Annotated in this window: 18 protein-coding genes; 15 read left to right on the top strand and 3 right to left on the bottom strand. The window is 69.9% G+C overall.

What is annotated here, in order from left to right; all coding sequences use genetic code 11:
• Positions 1-5 precede the first annotated feature (5 nt).
• From IEY87_RS16725 to IEY87_RS16710, 4 genes are all read left to right on the top strand, one after another.
• Positions 6-575 carry a class IV adenylate cyclase gene (locus tag IEY87_RS16725; protein WP_189139587.1) on the top strand — a complete coding sequence of 190 codons (570 nt, stop codon included), beginning with the start codon at positions 6-8 and terminating at the stop codon, positions 573-575.
• Between the two features lie 187 nt (positions 576-762).
• The gene (locus tag IEY87_RS16720; protein ID WP_189139586.1) at positions 763-1842 is read left to right on the top strand and encodes an epoxide hydrolase family protein; all 1080 of its coding nucleotides are present in this window, start codon (positions 763-765) and stop codon (positions 1840-1842) included.
• 79 nt (positions 1843-1921) lie between these two features.
• On the top strand, positions 1922-2881 hold the full coding sequence (locus IEY87_RS16715; protein ID WP_189139585.1) for a phage baseplate protein: 960 nt from the start codon (positions 1922-1924) through the stop codon (positions 2879-2881).
• 88 nt (positions 2882-2969) lie between these two features.
• Complete coding sequence (locus IEY87_RS16710) at positions 2970-3560, top strand: TetR/AcrR family transcriptional regulator (protein WP_189139584.1); 591 nt, start codon at positions 2970-2972, stop codon at positions 3558-3560.
• Positions 3561-3596: 36 nt separating this feature from the next.
• On the opposite strand, the gene IEY87_RS16705 is transcribed toward IEY87_RS16710, so the two are convergent.
• Positions 3597-3902 carry an antibiotic biosynthesis monooxygenase family protein gene (locus tag IEY87_RS16705; RefSeq protein WP_189139583.1) on the bottom strand — a complete coding sequence of 102 codons (306 nt, stop codon included), beginning with the start codon at positions 3900-3902 and terminating at the stop codon, positions 3597-3599.
• Between the two features lie 103 nt (positions 3903-4005).
• Positions 4006-5514, bottom strand: a complete 1509-nt coding sequence (locus tag IEY87_RS16700) for an ATP-binding protein (protein ID WP_225277058.1) — start codon at positions 5512-5514, stop codon at positions 4006-4008.
• 358 nt (positions 5515-5872) lie between these two features.
• On the opposite strand from IEY87_RS16700, the gene IEY87_RS16695 reads away from it, so the two are divergent.
• The 11 genes from IEY87_RS16695 (at position 5873) to IEY87_RS16645 (ending at position 16950) form a co-directional block, all read left to right on the top strand.
• Positions 5873-6586 (top strand): hypothetical protein, encoded by a 714-nt coding sequence (locus tag IEY87_RS16695; RefSeq protein ID WP_225277059.1) that lies wholly within the window; start codon positions 5873-5875, stop codon positions 6584-6586.
• Between the two features lie 59 nt (positions 6587-6645).
• Positions 6646-7404 (top strand): glycosyltransferase family 2 protein, encoded by a 759-nt coding sequence (locus IEY87_RS16690; protein WP_225277060.1) that lies wholly within the window; start codon positions 6646-6648, stop codon positions 7402-7404.
• A complete protein-coding gene (locus IEY87_RS16685) occupies positions 7401-8594 on the top strand; it encodes a 2-phospho-L-lactate transferase CofD family protein (protein WP_189139582.1) in 1194 nt (397 codons plus the stop codon). Before IEY87_RS16690 ends, IEY87_RS16685 begins: the two co-directional genes overlap by 4 nt.
• The gene (locus tag IEY87_RS16680; protein ID WP_189139581.1) at positions 8591-9256 is read left to right on the top strand and encodes an HAD family hydrolase; all 666 of its coding nucleotides are present in this window, start codon (positions 8591-8593) and stop codon (positions 9254-9256) included. The genes IEY87_RS16685 and IEY87_RS16680 overlap by 4 nt, the downstream gene beginning before the upstream one ends.
• On the top strand, positions 9249-10001 hold the full coding sequence (locus IEY87_RS16675) for an NTP transferase domain-containing protein (protein WP_225277061.1): 753 nt from the start codon (positions 9249-9251) through the stop codon (positions 9999-10001). The genes IEY87_RS16680 and IEY87_RS16675 overlap by 8 nt, the downstream gene beginning before the upstream one ends.
• The gene (locus tag IEY87_RS16670) at positions 9989-11143 is read left to right on the top strand and encodes a glycosyltransferase family 4 protein (protein ID WP_189139580.1); all 1155 of its coding nucleotides are present in this window, start codon (positions 9989-9991) and stop codon (positions 11141-11143) included. The genes IEY87_RS16675 and IEY87_RS16670 overlap by 13 nt, the downstream gene beginning before the upstream one ends.
• Positions 11140-12408 (top strand): MATE family efflux transporter, encoded by a 1269-nt coding sequence (locus IEY87_RS16665; RefSeq protein WP_225277062.1) that lies wholly within the window; start codon positions 11140-11142, stop codon positions 12406-12408. Before IEY87_RS16670 ends, IEY87_RS16665 begins: the two co-directional genes overlap by 4 nt.
• The gene (locus IEY87_RS16660) at positions 12405-13685 is read left to right on the top strand and encodes a glycosyltransferase family 4 protein (RefSeq protein ID WP_189139579.1); all 1281 of its coding nucleotides are present in this window, start codon (positions 12405-12407) and stop codon (positions 13683-13685) included. The genes IEY87_RS16665 and IEY87_RS16660 overlap by 4 nt, the downstream gene beginning before the upstream one ends.
• A gap of 131 nt (positions 13686-13816) precedes the next feature.
• Positions 13817-14923: a hypothetical protein gene (locus IEY87_RS16655; RefSeq protein WP_189139578.1), complete on the top strand. Its 1107-nt coding sequence runs from the start codon at positions 13817-13819 to the stop codon at positions 14921-14923.
• 562 nt (positions 14924-15485) lie between these two features.
• Positions 15486-16538 carry a hypothetical protein gene (locus IEY87_RS16650; RefSeq protein WP_189139577.1) on the top strand — a complete coding sequence of 351 codons (1053 nt, stop codon included), beginning with the start codon at positions 15486-15488 and terminating at the stop codon, positions 16536-16538.
• Between the two features lie 76 nt (positions 16539-16614).
• Entirely contained in the window at positions 16615-16950 is a 336-nt protein-coding gene (locus IEY87_RS16645; RefSeq protein ID WP_225277063.1) for a hypothetical protein, read from the top strand.
• On the opposite strand, the gene IEY87_RS16640 is transcribed toward IEY87_RS16645, so the two are convergent.
• Complete coding sequence (locus IEY87_RS16640; RefSeq protein WP_189139576.1) at positions 16940-17689, bottom strand: PP2C family protein-serine/threonine phosphatase; 750 nt, start codon at positions 17687-17689, stop codon at positions 16940-16942. The two genes, IEY87_RS16645 and IEY87_RS16640, sit on opposite strands and share 11 nt — an antisense overlap.
• Positions 17690-17949 lie beyond the last annotated feature (260 nt).

Below are 17949 nucleotides of genomic sequence, written 5' to 3'. Positions count from 1 at the left end.
GATCCATGAAGCACGAGTACGAGGCCACGTTCCTGTCCGTCGACGTCGCCGATCTCCGGACCAAGCTGACCGCCCTGGGCGCCGTCCAGGCATTCCCCCGCACCCTCCTCACCCGCAAGATCTTCGAGAACGACACCCTCGGCAGCGGCCAGTGGCTCCGCCTGCGCGACGAAGGGACCCGCACCACTCTCACGCTCAAGCACGTCACGGACGCCACCGTCATCGACGGCACCACCGAGATCGAGACCGAGGTCGCCGATCCCCTCGCCATGGCCGGCATCCTGCGCGGTCTCGGCCTGCGCGAGGTCCGCTACCAGGAGAACTACCGCGAGGAGTGGCGCCTCGACGACCTCGTCTTCGACATCGACACCTGGCCCGGCCTGCCCACCTTCGTCGAGATCGAAGGCCCGGACGAGGCAACGGTCCGCCGGGGCGCGTCGCTCCTCGGCTTCGACTACGCCGAGGCCAGGTTCGGCAGCGTCGACGCGATCTACAAGAGCGAGACGGGCCGCGACATCGTCGCCGAACCCACCCTCCTGTTCACCGAAGCCGACAGAGCGGGCCTGCCTGTGTGACGCTTCGGCGGCCGGTCGGGCATCCGCTCTGGCCGTCCCGGCGCCCCGGCTCCCGCCGTCAACCTCGGCCGTACCATAGCGTCGGCGGAGCCCCGGGAGCAGGAGCCTCCCGCGCCGGCGCCAGGAGTCCCGGCGGCTGGGTGATCGCGACCGTACGTCACCGACGCCGGAGCGCAAGGAGCACCGCATGCCAGGAGACACCGCGCTGCGACCGTTTCGCATCGCGATACCGCAGGCCGATCTGGACGACCTGCGCGCGAGACTCGCCCGCACCCGCTGGCCCGACGACGCACCGGCCCCCGCGTGGTCGTACGGCGTGCCCGTCGGTTACTTGAAGAGCCTCACCGACCACTGGATGACCGCGTACGACTGGCGCGTCCACGAGGCCGAACTGAACCGGTTCCCCCAGGTGACGACCGTGATCGACGGGGAGCGGCTGCACGCGCTGCACGTGCGTTCCCCCGAGCCCGGCGCGCTCCCGCTGATCCTCAGCCACGGCTGGCCGGGCTCGATCGTGGAGTTCATGAAGGTCATCGGCCCGCTCACCGATCCACGCGGGCACGGCGCCGATCCCGCCGACGCCTTCCACGTGGTGGCGCCGTCCCTGCCCGGGTTCGCGTTCTCGGGCCCTGCCCGCAGCACCGGGTGGAGCCTGGAGCGGATCGCACGGGCGTGGGCGCAGTGGATGCACCGGCTCGGCTACGCCCGCTACGGGGCCCAGGGCGGCGACACCGGCTCGCTGATCTCGCCCGTCCTGGGCCGGATCGCACCCGATCAGGTCGTGGGCGTCCACGTCAACGGAGCCCTGGGCTTCCCCACCGGCGACCGCTCCGGATACTCGGCCATCCAGTCCACCCGTCCGCAGACCCTGGCCTACGGCCTGCACGACTCCCCGGCCGGGCAGCTGGCCTGGATCGTCGAGAAGTTCAAGGAGTGGACCGACCCGGCCGCCGAGCTCCCCGAAGACGCCGTCGACCGCGACCAGCTGCTCACCAACGTCACCGTCTACTGGCTCACCGGCACGGCCGGTTCCGCCGCCCGCCTGTACAAGGACGGCGCGATGGACTGGTCGCAGCCGCTGGGGCCCTCGCGCGTCCCGACGGGGGTGGCGGTCTTCCCGGGCGACGCCGGCATCCGCCGCGTCGCCGAACAGAACGACAACGTCGTGCACTGGTCGGAGTTCGACCGCGGCGGCCACTTCGCCGCCATGGAGGCCCCCGACCTCCTGGTCACCGACATCCGCGCCTTCTTCCGCCCCCTGCGCTGAACGGTCCGCCTGGCGTTCGATCATGTTCGACCTAAAGTAAAGGTGATCACGAAAGCTCGCTGAGCGAACGGACGTCGAGATGACACTTCATGGGCCCGTTACCCGCAGAGGACTCCTCAAGCTCGGCGCCGGGGTCGCCGCGACGGCCGCGCTGGCGCCGGCGGCCGCGACCGCTGCCGGTGCGGCGGGCCGGTTCGACCTGACCGCCCCTTCGACCTCGCTGATCTGGAAGAAGGCCCTGTACGACGAGACCGTCATGCAGTCGTTCACCATCGACAACGTCCACGGACACATCTACACGGTCCAGGTCCGGAACGGCAGCGGCTCGAATGCCGCCGGTCACCTGTGCCTGACCAAGCTGAGCTTGACCGGTGCGATTCTCGGCCACATGTACCTCCAGGGCTTCGGCCACGGCGTCCAGATCGGCGTCGAGCCGTCGGGGGCCGCCGCCTACCTGTGGACGGAGACCGACGGGGTGAGCGACGACGGCAGCTCCCGGGGCACCAGGCTGGCAAGGTTCAAGTTCGTCAACGGCCAGACGCTGACGACGTCGTCAACGGCGCTCACCAAGTACACGCTCATCGCCGGCGCGACCAACACCACCTGTGCGATCGATCCCTCGACCGACCGCCTGATCATGCGTTACTGGGACGGGAGCGCGTTCCGCTTCGCGGTGTACGCGCTGTCAGCGGTGAAGTCGGGCACGCCCGAGCCCCTGCACGACGTGGCCCAGCCGTCCGGACTGGGCACCTTCCAGGGGTACGCGGCCTACGGGGACTTCGCCTACATCCTGACCGGCAACGCCTACGGTGACGCGAACCCAGCGCCGGGCAACACCTACGTCACCAGTCTCGACCTGCGTACCGGGCAGCAGATCCAGCGCGCGCGCAGCGTGGCCGGCAAGTCCCTGGACTACCGCGAGCCGGAGGGCATGGCCATCCAGATCGTCTCCGGCGCCCCGCGCCTGTGCCTCGGCCTGGCCTCGGGCCTCTCGGGAGCGCGCTTGGCCAGCATCTTCTACAAGACAGAGCTCGTCTGAGCACGACGTGCTCGGCCACTGCGACCGCGTCCTGTCGATGGTGGATGGGAGACTGTCGCAGTAGACCGACCAGGGTAGAGGAGGGCAGGTGCCACGCATCCAGGCGCCGACCGTGGCCGAGCACCGGGCCGCCCAGCAGCGCGCACTGCTCGACGCGGCCAGGGACATCCTCACCGAGACCGGCCGCCCACCGACACTGGCCCGGGTCGCCGCACGCGCCGGACTGGCCCGGCCCAGCCTCTACCAATACTTCCGCTCAGCAGAAGACCTCCTCAACGCGGTGGTGCAGGACGTCTTCCCCCGCTGGTCGGCTCGGGTCACCGCCGCGATGGACGCCGCCACCACCCCCGCCGACCGCGTACTCGCCTACGTACTGACCAACTTCCAACTCATCACCGAAGGCGAACACGCACTGGCCACCGTCCTCGCGAAAGTCGCACCCGGCGACAACGTCGCCGAACAGAGCCGCGCCATGCATCAGCAACTCCTGGAACCACTCGCCGAGACACTACGCACCCTCGGCATCCCCACCGTGCCCGAGACCGCAGAAATGATCAACGCCATCGTGTTCGTCGGATCCCGGCTGATCGAATCCGGCACCGACCCGGAAACCGTCTGGGAATCCGCCCGAACCCTGCTCGAACCCTTCGTACGCACCCCGGACAGCACGACGCCCTGAGCCGGCGCGGCGGCCCAGGAGCCCGGTGGGCCGCTGTCAGCCGGTGATCGTCCCGATCTCCTCGTACTGCTCGATGGCGGAAGAGGTGTTCATGCCGGGCGCCTCCCGGTCGGAGTGGGCGGCCTTGAACGAGTCGGAGCGCAGCCAGGCGACGAAGCCCGCACGGGAGTCGAACTCCATCGTGGACACGTAGGGCTGCCCTTCCTCGGTGGGACGCAGGAGGGAGCTGCGCCGCAGGCCGGGCACGCCGTCGAGCGTGGCGCGCATGCTCTCCATGAAGGTGGCCTCGAACGCCTTGGCGTCCTCGGCGGGAACGTCGATGCGGTTCATGATCATGTGCATGGAAAGCCCCTTTTCCGTGGCGCCACGGTCTCACTTCCCGACGCCCTGTCGGGATGATACCAACGCAGAGTCGATATCCTGTCCTGGGGCCCCAGCCCCACCGTCACCTTCCGTAGAGGGCGGGCAGGTCGACCAGGAGGAGGTCGTCGCGCCGGTCGGCCAGTTCCACCAGGTCCGGGTAGAAGCCGTGCAGGGAGTACAGGGCCAGGGTCGTGGCGGCGGTGTCGTACCCCTGATCAGTGAGCAGGTCGCGGATGCGCTCCAGGCGTTCCAGGTCACCGGTCCCGCGGCGGGCGACGGTCGCCTTGGCCTCCCCCAGGAGCGCGATCCTCGCGCGGGGCGCCTGCGGGCGCTCGCCCGCGGCCAGGGCGATGACGTCGACCTCATGCTTCGTCCGAGCGACCGGGTCGGCGACCTCGGTGGTGCCGACCGGACCGGGCAGTCCGCCGGACAGCAAGGCATGAGCGTAACGGCGAGTGAAGTCGCGGGCCAGGTCCTCGAAGTGCGGCCCGAGGATCTTGGAGTTGAAGGTCGGGGCGGACTGCTGCCACACCTGCTCGGCGAAGCCCTGCTCCACGGCGGCGGCCTGCGGGAGGGTGATGAGCTGGTTGAAGCGGATGACCGGGTCGGCGAGGGTGATGACCGGATGCCGGGCGCGCAGGATGTCCTGCTCGCGCCGGATGTAACCGGTCGACTCCAGCACACCCAGCGGATGGGCGACGGCGTTGCGCGGGCGTTCCAGGGCGGCGCCGATCTTGCTGGGCGTGCCGGCGCCCTGCGCGATCGCGGTGAGGATGTCGTAATAGAGCGTGTGCTGCGTGATCCTCGGGTCCTCGCGCAGCAGATACTCGGTCTCGGTACGCGAATAGACCGCTCTGCCCGGATCGAGCAACGTCCGGGTGAGCCAGGCGTCGAAGCCGTCGTCCGGATGCGGCCGCCCGGCCACCGGCCGATAGCCGGGCGCCCCGCCGAGCACCGCGTGCACCTTCAGCGCGGTCAGCGGATCGCTGATCTGCCAGAAGGTCCGGCTGTCCCGGTAGTCGAAGGGCCCGAGCCGTAGATCGACCACGGCCCGACCCCGCAGCGGCTTGGTCCCTGAGAGCAGTTCGTGCATGACACTCATCGCGGAGCCGCACAGGATCAGCCGCGGACCCGGCCCAGCACCGGAGCGGGTCCCGCGCTGGCGCTCGTCGTACGACTGCTGGAGCAGCCCCGGGATCTCAGGCGAGTGCTGGAGCAGGTACGGCAACTCGTCGATCACCAGGAGCGGGTGAGGCGAACGGGCGACCACCTCAAGGGCGTTGGACAGGACGTCACGCCAGTCCGTCAGGCGCAGACTTCCGGGCCGCAGACCGGCATGAGCGGCGACCGCGTCGCTGAACCGCCGGATCGCGGGCAGCCGCCCCTCCTCCCGGACCGCGGTCACGTACAGGCCGCCGACCTGCTCGGACAGAGCCTGGAGAAGGTACGACTTCCCGTGCCGCCGACGCCCGGACACGATCCCGAGCCGCATCGCGGGATCCGGGTCAGTGAGGAACTCCGCGAGCAGACCCCACTCCCGGTCGCGGTCGACCACGTCGTCCGGCTTGGCAAGCAGGCTCGTCCTCATCATGTCTCCCCCACATCCACTACAGCAAATTCCGTCTAAGTCTACTTCGACGCATTCCGCCATACTAGGGTTCACCAAGCCGATCGGGCGGGCGCGCCGGCTCTCTGCGCGGCCACCCCCTGATCGAATGAGCGATCGGCGCCAGGGGCCGATCCTCGGAGGTCTCCCGGGTGGAGATCCACGGACCTCTCGCCATCTATGCAGGGGAACGTATAGGGTCCCAATTCGGAATGTTGGCGGGGAATGTGTGGACTTCGGGGAAGGCGTAATGCCGGGTATCTCGGCATAAATCCGGATTCGATGCATTTATCCAGATCGCCAGCTTTTGAGGGACAACGTCAGACGGGAGACGCGGAGCTTCATGACGGTCCGTGGCGACGCACCGCAGTCTCCGTCACCCCCTGCGGACACGGAGAACCCCGGCCCCTCCCGATGGGCCCCGCACCTGTGGTGGATCGCCCTCCTCCTGGGGGCGCTCGGTTTCGGGTTCGTCTGGCTGGCCACCCCGCACGGCCGGGAGATCGGCGCCGCCTGGGAGCTCGGCGTCAAACTGGTCGCCTTCGCCTTCCTGTGCTGCGCGATCGCGTTCTTCCCGTGGGTGTCGGAGCGGCTGCACTGGCTGTTGTACGTCCCGTTCGTGTTCTTCACCGCGTACGTGATCCCGAGGGTGAGTTACTTCTACTACGGCGACACCGCGCGTACAGAGGGCGACAGTTTCTACACCCACCTTTACCTGCTGCTCTATCCCGGGATCGTGCTCACCGTGGCCGCCGCCTTCCGCATCGGCGGCGGCAGCCCCGGGCGCTGCCTGAAGATCGCGATCAGCGGCATCGTCATCGTGTTCTCGGGGCTCCTCGACGTCATGTGGCAGCTCGTCAACCCGGTCGACATCCCCGCCGTCATCGACGCGCCGCACATCAACGTGATCACCGGCGGGCCGATCTCGTTCGGCGGGGCCGTGCTGTTCACGCTGGCGCACGTGCCGATCGTCGTCGGGATCAACCTGCTCCCGCTGGACCGCTGGATCGCCCGCCTGATGGGGAACGGGACGCCCACGCCGGCGGGCCGCCGCTGACACACCACGAGGAGGCGAAGCTGGACACCTACGACGTACCGCCGACCGTCGACATCTCGGTGGCGGCGCCCGCCTACAACGAGGCGGCGAACATCGCGGCGGCGGTGACCGAATGGCGGGAGTATCTGGCCGGGCACCCGGCGATCGGCGCCTGGGAGATCGTCGTCTGCAACGACGGCAGCATCGACGCGACCGGCGAGATCCTCGCGGAGCTGCGAAAGAGCTGCCCCGAGCTGGTCGTCGTCGACTTCGCCGCGAACCGCGGCGCCGGGGCGGCCATCGCCGCCGCCATCGCGCACACCCGGCTGGACTGGGTCGTCCTGCTCGACTCCGACGGGCAGTTCCCGATCGCCAACCTGGACGCGTTCCTCGACCGGGTACGGGCCGGCGAGGCGGACGCCTTCTCCGGCGCCCGCATCAGGAAGGCCGACGGCATCGCGTACCGGTGGGGCTCGGCGGCCAGCGGCGCGGTCAGCAACCTCCTGCACGGCACCCGGTACCGCGACTACAACTCGATCTTCAAGGTGGTACGCGGCCCGCTGCTGCGCGCCCTGGCCCTGGAGTCGGGCGGGATGAACTGCTCGACCGAGATCACCGCCAGGGTCACGGAGCTCGGCCGTACCTGGGTGGAGATCCCGATCGAGCACCGGGAGCGCGGCGGCGGCGCCCGAGGGTGGCGGTTCTGGCGCGGCGCGCGGGACCGTGCCCTGTTCGTGGGCTATCTCGGCTACCGCCGGTGGCTGTTACGCCGGGGTGTGCTCCGCCTCCCGGAGGCGCCGCGGGAACCGGCACGCGATCTGACGGAGCGGTCCCGATGAGCGACCGCACCGCCGTCACCCTCTTCAGCGGCGGGCGCGGCGGGGCCAGCATCGCGCGCGGCCTGCTGCGCACGCCGGGGATCGACCTCACCCTGGTGATCAACGGCTATGACAACGGGCGGTCCACCGGGGCGCTGCGGAGCTACCTGCCCGGGATGCTCGGCCCGTCGGACTTCCGCAAGAACCTCCTGGTCCATCTCGACGACCGCGACCCGCGGCAGGCCGCGCTCCGCTCGGTGCTGGAGCACCGGCTCGCGGCCGGGACCACGCGGGAGGAGCTCGGCGAACTGGTCGCGGAACCGGCGTTCCCCGCCCTCCCGGCCGAGGCCCGCACCGCGATCACGCGGGACCTGGCCGCCTTCCTGCGCAAGCTCGACAGCCACCCCGACGGGCTCGACCTGACCGACTGCGCACTCGGCAACCTCGTGTTCGCCGGCGCGTACCTCCGGCTGGGCGAGGACTTCAACGCGGCGGTACGCGCGTGCGCCCGGACGTTCGCCTCACCGCTCGGCCTGGTGAACGTGACCAGCGGCGAGAACGCGTTCCTGGTCGCGCTCAAGCAGGACGGCCGGCTCCTGGCCGACGAGGCCGACATCGTCGCGCCGCAGGACGCCGCCGCGATCACCGAGCTGTTCCTGCTCCGCGAGCCGGTCACCGCCGAGCGCCGGGCCGAGCTGGCGGCGCGACCCGTCGAGGAGGTGCGGCGGATCCTGGCGGGCCTGCGCGCCCCGGTCTCGCTGAGCCCGGAGGCCGGGGACGCGATCAGGGACGCCGACCTTCTCCTGTACGGGCCCGGCACGCCGCACTCGTCACTGCTGCCCAGTTACCTGACGCCGGGGATCGCGGACGCGATCGCCGAAAGCCGGGCCGCGGCCAAGGTGTTCGTCGTCAACACCCGCGACGACCACGACGTCCAAGGGTTGAGCGCGCCCGAGCTGGTCGGCCGTACCCTGTCCTACCTGGGCGACCCGGGCAACGAGCGCGGCACCGTCACGCACGTCCTCAGCCACCGCGCACCCGAGGCGCCGGGGGTGCCGTCCGACGTCGTCGCCGGCGGCGTCTGGGCGGGCGCCCGATGGGTCACCGCCGACCTGGAGGACGCCGAACGACCCGGCGTCCACTGCGGCCCCCGCACCGTACGCGCACTGACCGAGATCGCCGACGAGGCCGCGCCGGCGAGGGCCCGATGAGCCCGGCGGCGCTCGTCGCCGGGCGGCGGGTCTGGCTCTGTGACCTGGACGGCACGCTCGTCGACTCCGCGCCCGTGCACGCGGCCGCGTTCCGGGCCGCGATCGGGGAACTGGCGCCGTCCGCGCTCGGCTCCTTCCGGTACGACGCGCACGCGGGGGCGACCACCCGGGAGGTGGTGGCCGGCCTGGGCGTCGGCGGGGACGTGGCCGACCGGCTGGTCCGGCGCAAGCAGCGGCTGTACCGGGAGTACGTGGCGGCGGGCCGGGTGCCGGTGTTCCCCGGCGCGCGGCGGCTGCTCGACCACCTGACCAGCGGCGGCCGCACGGCCTACCTGGTCACCAGCGGCAGCAGGGGGTCGGTCGAGCGGGTCCTTGCGGCGTGCTCGCTGGGCGGCTACTTCAGCGGCGTGCTCACCGGGGACGACGTCCCGTCGGGCAAGCCGGACCCGGCGTTCTACCGGCACGCCTGCGCGCTCTGGTCCGTCGACCCGGACGACGCCGTGGCCCTGGAGGACTCCGCGCACGGCGTCGCCTCCGCCGTCGGCGCCGGACTGGTGACGTTGCAGGTCAACGCGGTGAAACCGGCCGCGGGAGCGGCCCAGGTACGGGATCTGGACGAGATCGCGGACGTCCTCGACCAGGGAGTGAGTGGCAGTGAGTGACCAGCGCGTCTGTGCGGTGATCCCGGCGGCCGGGAGCGGGACCAGGCTCGGCCTCGGCATCCCGAAGATCATGCTGGAGGTCGCCGACGGCGTCACCGTGTGGCACCTGCTGCACCGGCGGCTGGGCCCCTGGGTGGAGCACGTCCACGTGGTGGTCTCCCCGGCGGGTGAGATCCCGTTCCGCCGCCTCGCCGCCGAGGAGATCGAGCGCGGCGCCGTCTCGGTGAGCGTCCAGGCGCGGCCGACGGGCATGGGCGACGCGATCTTCGGAGCCGCCGCGCATTGGGAGGGGTACGACCGGATCCTGGTGGTCTGGGGCGACCAGGTGAACCTGTCCGCGGCGACCGTACGGCAGGTGGTGCAGGCCGGCCATGACGGCCTCACCCTCCCGCTGGTGCCGATGCCCGAGCCGTACGTCGAGTACGAGCTGGACGGATCAGCCCTGGTCAGGGTGCGGATGTCCCGCGAGGGGGACGACTGCCGGCCCGGCGGGCTCAGCGACGTCGGCGTGTTCGGCCTCGGCACGGACGGGCTGCCGGAGGCGTGGGCGGGCTACCTGCTCGACGCCGCCCCGGGTGCGGCCACCGGTGAGGTCAACTTCCTGCCGTTCCTGCCGTACCTGTCGCAGGTCCGCGACCGGCCGGTGACCGTGGTGCCGGTCGGCGACCCCGCCGAGGCCCGTGGCGTCAACACCCCGGACGACCTCGACTTCGCCCGGCAGGCGTACCAGCGGTGCCCGGACTGACCCGGCCGCGCCGCTGCCACGTCGTCTGCACCGAGGTCCCGCCGCACGTCGTCGGCGGTCTGGGACGCTACGCCGAGCGGATCCTTCCCGCCCTGCGTGACTCCGGCGTCCCCATCGAGGTGTACGGCGTGACCGGCCGGCCTCGGCAGGCCGATCGCCCGTTGCGGAGGATCGCCGGGCTGGTCGCCTTCAATGTGCGGGTCGCGGCGCGGATCCTGCGGGCCGGCGGACGTTCCGGGGCGGTCGTGGCGGTGCATGACTGGATGGGATGCATCGCCGGGATCCTGTGCCGGTCGGCCGGGCGGATGCCGGTGGTGTTCCACGTGCACACCTGCGAGCACAACACCGCCCCGGGGGCGCGCCGCACCGCCGTGACCGCCGGCATCACCGCGCTGGAGAACGCGATGGCCCGGCTGGCGAGCCTGATCGTGGTGCCGAGCGCGGGCATGCGGGACGAGCTCGTGGCGCGCGGCTGGCCGCCGGGACGCCTGCGGGTGGTGCCGCACGGCTTCGAGGATCCCGAGCTGGTACGGCTGGCCGGGCTGTCCGGCGCCGAGCGCGACCGGCTCCGCGCGAAGGTCAGGGCCGGCTACCTGCCGGGCGGCGCCGGAAGGCTGGTCGTCTTCGCCGGGCGCCTGTCGTCGCACAAGGGCGTGCACACGCTGATCAAGGCGGTGCCGGCGCTGCTCCGCGAGCGCGGCGACCTGCGGGTGGTGCTCGTCGGCAGCGGCGACGACGCGGAGGTGGCCCGGCTGATCGAGCGCGAAGGCGTCGGCGAGCACGTGGTCGCCGGCTACCGGTTCCTGGACCCGCCCGAGGTGTTCGCGCACTTCCTGGCCGCCGACGTGTGTGCCTTCCCCTCGTCGTACGAGCCGTTCGGGCTGGTCGCGGTCGAGGCGATGGCGCTGGGGCGGCCGGTCGTGGTCGGGCCGGGATACTCGCCGGAGGTGGTCGGCGACGGCGCGGTCCGCTGCCGTACCGGAGAGCCCGAGGAGCTGGCCGCGGCCCTGGCACGCTGCCTGGACGACCCGGAGCACGCGGCGGGGCTCGCCCGGCGCGGCGCCGAGCACGTCCGCGCGCGCTACTCGTGGGCGCGCACGGCCGAGACCACGCTCGCGGCGTACGCGGAGGTGGCCCGGTGACGTCCGCGCTCCGCGACCGGATGGCGCGGCTGTTCGGCGGCCGCGGCTGGGCCGTCTGGCCCACGCTGGTGAGCATCGCCGCCAGCGGCACGGCCGCGGCGACCACGCTCGTCATCGCCTGGGGGATCGGCGCGGCGGCGTTCGGCCGGTTCACCCTCGTGCTGACGATCGCGCTGATCGTCACCGTCGGCATGCTGCTGAACCTGAACTACGTCATGTTCCAGGAGCTGCCGAGGGCGGCGCCGCCGGACCGGCCCGCCCTGGTGACGACGGCGTTGTTCACCACGCTGGCGCTGGGCGGCGGCCTGATCGCCGTCATGCTGCCGGCCGCCCCGCTGCTGACCCACCTGCTCGGCGTCGACGTCCGTACGCTCTGCTTCGCGCTGGCGCTGGCCCTGTCGCTGACGGTGAACCAGCTGACCGAGAGCTTCCTGCGCGGGTTGAAGAAGTTCGCGTTCGTGGCGGGGCTCAAGTTCGTCGTCGCCGTCGTCTACCTGGCCACGGCCGCCTACTGCCTGCTGGTCGCGGGCATCCGGGACGCCGAGGTCTACCTGGTCGCGCTGATCGTCACGAACGTCGTCTTCGCCCTCGTGGCCGTGGCCGGCTTCGACGTCGTCCCGCGCTCCTGGTCGGTGTCCCTGGCCCGCTCGCTGCTCAGACACGGCGCCTACATGAGCGTCATCGCCGCCTTCACCGCCGTGCTGTTCGGGGTGGACGTGATCTTCCTCAACCACTGGGCCTCCGGCGGCGACGTCGGCGTGTACTCGGTCTACAACGGTTTCCCGAAACGGCTGCTCGGCGTGGTGTTCACCGAGGGGATCGGGCTGGTGCTGCTGCCCGTGCTGGCGACGGCCGACAAGGTCGCGGCACTGCGGCGGATCGGCCGCCTCGCGCCGGCGATCGCGGTGGCCACGGCGGTCTTCTCCTTCGCCGCGAGCGCACTGTTCTTCCTGGTGCTGCGCGCGGAGTATCCGTACGCGCCCGGACTGATGGCGTTGTCGGCGGTGGGGATCGGCGTCCACACGGTGTTCAATCTTTACCTCTTCGCCCTGTCGATGGACGGGGTGCGGGGCGCGAAGGTGCTCATCGCCTGCCTGGCCATCGCCTCGCCCGCCGCGCTCGCCTGCCAGGCGGTGCTCATCTCCTGGCAGGGCCTGACCGGGGGCCTGGTGGCGTTCGCGCTGACCAATCTCGTCCTGGTCACCGTCGTGGCCGCCACCGCGGCCCGGGTGTACCGAGCGCGTCCTTCGGAGGTCGAACGGTGAAAGTCGTCCACATCATCAACCAGTTCCCGCCCAACATCACCGCGGGGCTCGGCCGCTACATCGAGGAGATCACCCCGCACCTGACCGGCGACCTGCGGATGGCCGTGTTCACGCTGAACGACGGGCGCCTGCCGGTGCACGAGCGGCGCGACGGCGTCACCGTCTACCGGCCGCTGGGCCGCCTGCTCGGCGCGATCGGCCGCCGCCGCAGGCTCAACCGGACGCACCCGGCCGAGTTCGTCCTGCTGGCGGTGAACGTCGTGGTGAGCAACTGGCGCTACGTCCTGCGGCTGCGGCGGCTGGCCCCCGGCGAGCGGCCCGACCTGGTCGCCGTGCACGACTCGACGAACTTCCTGGCCGCCCTGCTGTGCCACTACCTGCTGCGGCTGCCGGTCGTCTTCCACGTGCACACCACCGAGTACGGAGTCGCGCCGCAGCGCAGCATCACCGACCCGCTCAACGTGTTCGCGGCCGTCGAGCGGTGGCTGGCCCGGATCGCCCGCCGCGTCGTGGTCGCCACCCCGGAGGTGCGCGAGCAGCTCGCCGCCGCCGGGTGGAACCGGGACACGATCGACGTGGTCTGCCTGGGCGGCACGTTCGAGCGGCGGCTCGCCGGTGTCGACCGGGCCGCGCTCCGCTCCGGCGCCGCCGCGCTGCGCGCCCGTCTCGGCATCGCGGACGGCGACCCGGTGCTGCTCTTCGTCGGCCGCATCGAACGGCAGAAGGGGATCTACCAACTGCTGGAGGCGATGGGGAAGATCACCGTCGCACTCCCCCGGCTCCGGCTGGTGATCGTCGGCGAGGGGGACGAGGCCGGGGTCGCGCGGATCGTCGCGGACACCGGACTGGACGGGCGTGTCCTCACCTCCGGTGGGTTCGTCGACGGCGCGGCGCTGCTGGAGTACTACGAGCTGGCCGACCTCTGCGTCTTCCCCTCGCTCTTCGAGCCGTTCGGCCTCGTTGCGACCGAGGCCATGGCCCTGACCAGGCCGACGATCCTCGGCGACGGGTTCTCCCAGATCTTCCTCGGCGATCCCGCCGACCCCGCCGTGCGGTTCGCGCGCAGCGCCGACCCCGGCTCCATCGCCGACGCCGTGATCGACCTCATCGAGGATCCGCCGGCCCGCCACGCTCTCGCGCAGAGCGGGGAACGGTTCGTCAGGGAGCGACTGAGCTGGGCGAGGGCCGCGACGGAGACGGTCGCGGTCTACCGGACCGCGCTCTCCGCACGCGACCTCCGGGGAACCGGGGCGGAGCTCGCCCCCGGTGCCGCGTAGTACACGCGCCGGGCGTACACCCAGCGTTGCGCGCTGTGAGGGATCTTCGTAGTGTGAGCTGCCTCACCGATGATCGGAGTCTCGATGTACGAGCCGGAGCGACGCGTACCGACCAGTGGTCCGGGTGAGAAATGAGTCCCGAGATCGGACCTTGGCCGGGGCCTGATTACACGGCGGGGGCGAACGGATCCGGAATTGATGGGTTCGAGATCGACCGAAGGGGTGTGCGGGCCGTTTCCGGCAAGCTCATCGAACTGGCGCACGACGGACTCGACACACCCCTGCACACGTATGCTCAACTCCCTGTGGGTTTCCCCTGGAAGTTTCCTCACGAACTCGCCAGGTGTCTCTACAGCGCCGGCCTGTCGGCCTCCGTTTTCTGGAACGACCTGAACGCGGAGATCGGTACGGCCGGAGTCCTGATCGAACGAGCCTGCACCAGGTATGATCTTGTAGATAATCCCCTGCTCGGCGACATGCCCTTCATGGAGGCGGGCTCTGGTGGGGTGCGGCCTCCCGACCGGCTCGGAGAGCGGCCTGCCATTCATTGGAATGGTCCGAGCGGCTTCTACCCCAACGGTACCGACCCGCTGCCGTCGGTGGTCGATGACGGCGTCGAGTGGCAGTCCGCCGAAACGGCGATGACGAGCTTCCACCGGCCCTCTGCCGATTGGGAGGAAGGTATCCCGACCTTCCTCGATCTGCTGGTCGGCTCTCTGGTCGAATTGGCGAACACCCTGCCGCTGCGGGCGCAGGACCTGCACGACGCTCCATGGCGCGGTGAGGCCGCCGCTCTGACGCAGCGCGCACTGCGTCAGGTCTACGACAACATGATCTACCTGGCCACCTGGGCCGACACCCTGGATACCGCGTGCAAGAGGTTCCTGGAAGTCGTCGACTGGTACACCAAGAACTTCTACGAGACGGTGGACCCGAATCGTCCCTACTGGGATGAGCTCCTCGATCTCGGCACCACCGCGGACAGCCGGACCAGGACTTTTCTCCGGACGGCGAACCCCCTGTTCCTCGAGGTTCTTGACATGATCCCCCCGCCCATCACGGAGAACCTGCCGGGCCTGATGGTGGTCGACGAGGATCTCAAATCGCTCCGCTCCACGATCGAGGACCGCAAGGAGTACGACTCAGCAGCACTCAACCGGTATGACGGCCGGCAGTGGTTGGAGGAGAGCGAAAAGCTCCTCCAAGGCCGGGAGGCGGCGGAGCGGACGTACGGCTAGCGTCGTACACCACCTGGCCTCACCCTGCGGGTCGCGCTTCCGTGAACGGATCGGTGCCCGGGGCCCTCAGCGGCGAGCGACACCCTACGAGGTTCCGGCATATAACGCAGACGCGATGGCCAGGTCTGGCTTTAAGCATTCCAAGTGGCGGGAGAGGTGCATGGAACGTTGCGATCGGTGCGACTTGTTCGTCGGTGAGGGCTGTGCGTGCGCTTTGCCCGGGGTTGACGCGCCACGCCGTACGCAGAGCGCGGCCGGCCCGATCCGCTGGGCGAAGTTCGCGCCGGACACCATCCTGATCTCCCCCAGAAGGATGGCTCACCTGCCGGGCGCGTGTGATCACATGAGCGAGTCCGATGTGGTCGCTCCGGCCTGGGGGTGGGTCCGTGGGCCAGAGCCCGGCGCTTGGGATCGCATCAGCAACAGCAGCCCTGTTCAGGCTACCGAGGGAAATCTCCGTCTGGCGGCCGTCACCAGATGTACAACTTGCTCGAACACCCTCGGATAAGTCGGCGCCGGCCGCTCGATCAGGTGATCCATGCACCGTGACGTGGGAGGGCGCATGATCGTGTTCACGTGCGCGGGCTGTGCTGCCTCGCTGACCGTACCCGTGTCGCAGGTCGCGCTCCCCGCTCACGCCCATCAGCAGTACGGCCACGAACCACTTCCCGCGCTCATGGAGCCCCGGACCTACGCGGTGGACCCGGAACCCTCCGGGCCGCCGTGGCGGCGGTGGGAGGAGGTCGGCGCGGAGGAGGCGGAAGCCCGCGGTGTGTACGCGCCGACCTATGCCCTGTCGTACGGGCCGCCGGGAACGGTCGCGGTCGCGCTGGGTGACGTCCGCGGGACCGTGCTGATTCCGGAGCGGTGTGACGGCCACTGCTGCGGCCTGGACAGCAGAAACGGCCCCAACCTGGCGTGCGCGCAGTGCGGGCATGCCGTGGCCACCCTCATCGACGACTGCTCGTACTGGCAGGTGGTGTGGCTGGACCCGCGCGCCGTACGTCCCCTCGACGTCGATGCGCCCGCCCGCCGGGCGCTCAGCTGGGAGGAACTACGAGAGCAACCGGAGAGACCGCCGGTTGAGCCGATCGGGGCGTGGAGCCCGGTGTGGGAGGCAACGGTCTCGGTGGCGCTGGCCCACCTGCTGGCCGCGTCGGGGGGTGCACGGGTCGTGGTTCCCCATGGCCCTGTCGCCGACGCGTTCCGTCCGGCCCTCGACGCCCTGCTCCCGGCCGAGCCGCCGACGAGAAGCCTGGCCCTGGCCGGGCCCGGCCTGCCCGCCACCGTCACGGACATCGCTCTGGTTCCGCAGCACCCGCAAACCGGGGAGATATGGCCGTCCGGCACGGAGGCGGCGGTGCCGCTGGTTGCCGATGTATGGATGCACCTGGCCTTCAGCCGCAATCGGCGGCTTCGCCCCGCCTCAGGCGGGCTACCCGACGGCGTCTACCGCGACGACCCTCCACTACCGCCGCCGTCCGGCCCGTTCCGGCTCGACCGGCAGATGTTCCTCCACGCACTGGCACGACTGCCGGAGGTTCGTCAGCCATGGCTACGTACGATGTACGACGACGTGCGGAGCCGCCGAGCCAACCTCCCGTTCTGGTGGTGAAGGGATACCACTGCCGGCCCTGCTGCCACCGCTTGAGGCCCGCTGCGGCCGTTCTCGCCTGTAGGACCATGTCCTCATGTCAGTGACCGAGTTCGCCGGCGTGACCGGGGACAAAGATCGTGGCGTCACCTCCAGATCAGGACTGTACGAGTTCTGGACCGAGAAGAACGCGCACATCTACCTCCACGACACCGACTTCACGTGCCTGACCTATCAGCCCGGCAGGCCGCCGGTGTTGTGGCTGGAGTTCCTCTACGATCCGCAGTGGACTCCGCCCGAGCTGTCCGAGACCCCTGTCGTGGTCTTCCGGTTCGAGGATGTTCTGCGGCCGGTCGTGCGAACGCCCAACTCAAGAGCTGGTTCAACTCGAACATCGCGTTTCAACGATCAATGCGACGGGGCTAATCAATGAACGTGTATTCCTCCTGATGCAACTCGAAGTCGACGAATTCGATGACGACCAGGGCGATGTTATCTGGACCACCGTGCTCCACGGCTAGGGCTTCGAGACGATCGGCCGCTTCTGCCGATCCGCCGGGTCCGCTCAAAATCTCCATCAGGAGCGTGTGAGGAACCACCGCGCTGAGTCCACTCGTGCACAGCAAGATCCGGTCATCAGCGCACAGGCTGAGGGTTACCAGGTCAGGGACATGACCCTCGGACTGTCCGTCGAGGAAGCTCGGGATCCGTTCCGGTGACTCCGGCACGCTGGCGGTCTCAGCCATACCGTGGGCATGACCCTCGGTCGTCCAGATGAGCTCAGCGGCCCCGCTATCTGTTTGTCGTACGACATACGCCTGTGTTTCGCCTATGTTCGCAAAGACCCCTAAGGTCCCAGACCACAGCAAGGCCACCAGGTCGGCGCCTATGCCCGCCGGCTCGGGTTGAGCCTCGATCTTTCGCTGAATGGACTCGTTCGCCGAGTGGATCGCATGCTCGAGAACGGTTGTCAGATGTGACGGGCCAATATTGTCATCCCACCGATCGTACTTCTTCAAGGATTCGATCACGAGATGAGTGGAAACGTCACCGGCGGGTCGACCCTTGCTGCTGGCGATCGCGAACAACAAAGGACCCACATAGATTTCTTCCTCGATAGGTTGGCGCGCAAGTTCAATGTAGCGGGAGGCTGCATTCCAGGTTAGTCCCACGATTTCACGTACCTTCCATGTCGGAGCAGGGATCTTTAGGCGGGATAGTACGGTTCTGGCTTACTCGGTGGCTGTGCGGCATGATCGACGGCACCGACTGGTCGGGGTGTCGGAGCCGTACGCGCGGGAGAATTCGATCTTGTACCTTCGCGCTCGACGGTAAGGCCCCCCGAAGGAGGGCTGCCTACCCAGGATCTTTTAATGAGCCGATCGCCCCGACCCGTGCGGCGGGCGCCGAAGTAGGCGATCGTCACGGCCTC

The sequence above is a fragment of the Nonomuraea glycinis genome (assembly GCF_014646515.1).
GTDB classification, from domain to species: domain Bacteria; phylum Actinomycetota; class Actinomycetes; order Streptosporangiales; family Streptosporangiaceae; genus Nonomuraea; species Nonomuraea glycinis.
Note: the sequence above shows the minus strand (reverse complement) of the source record. Positions and strands in the feature narration are given on the sequence as shown.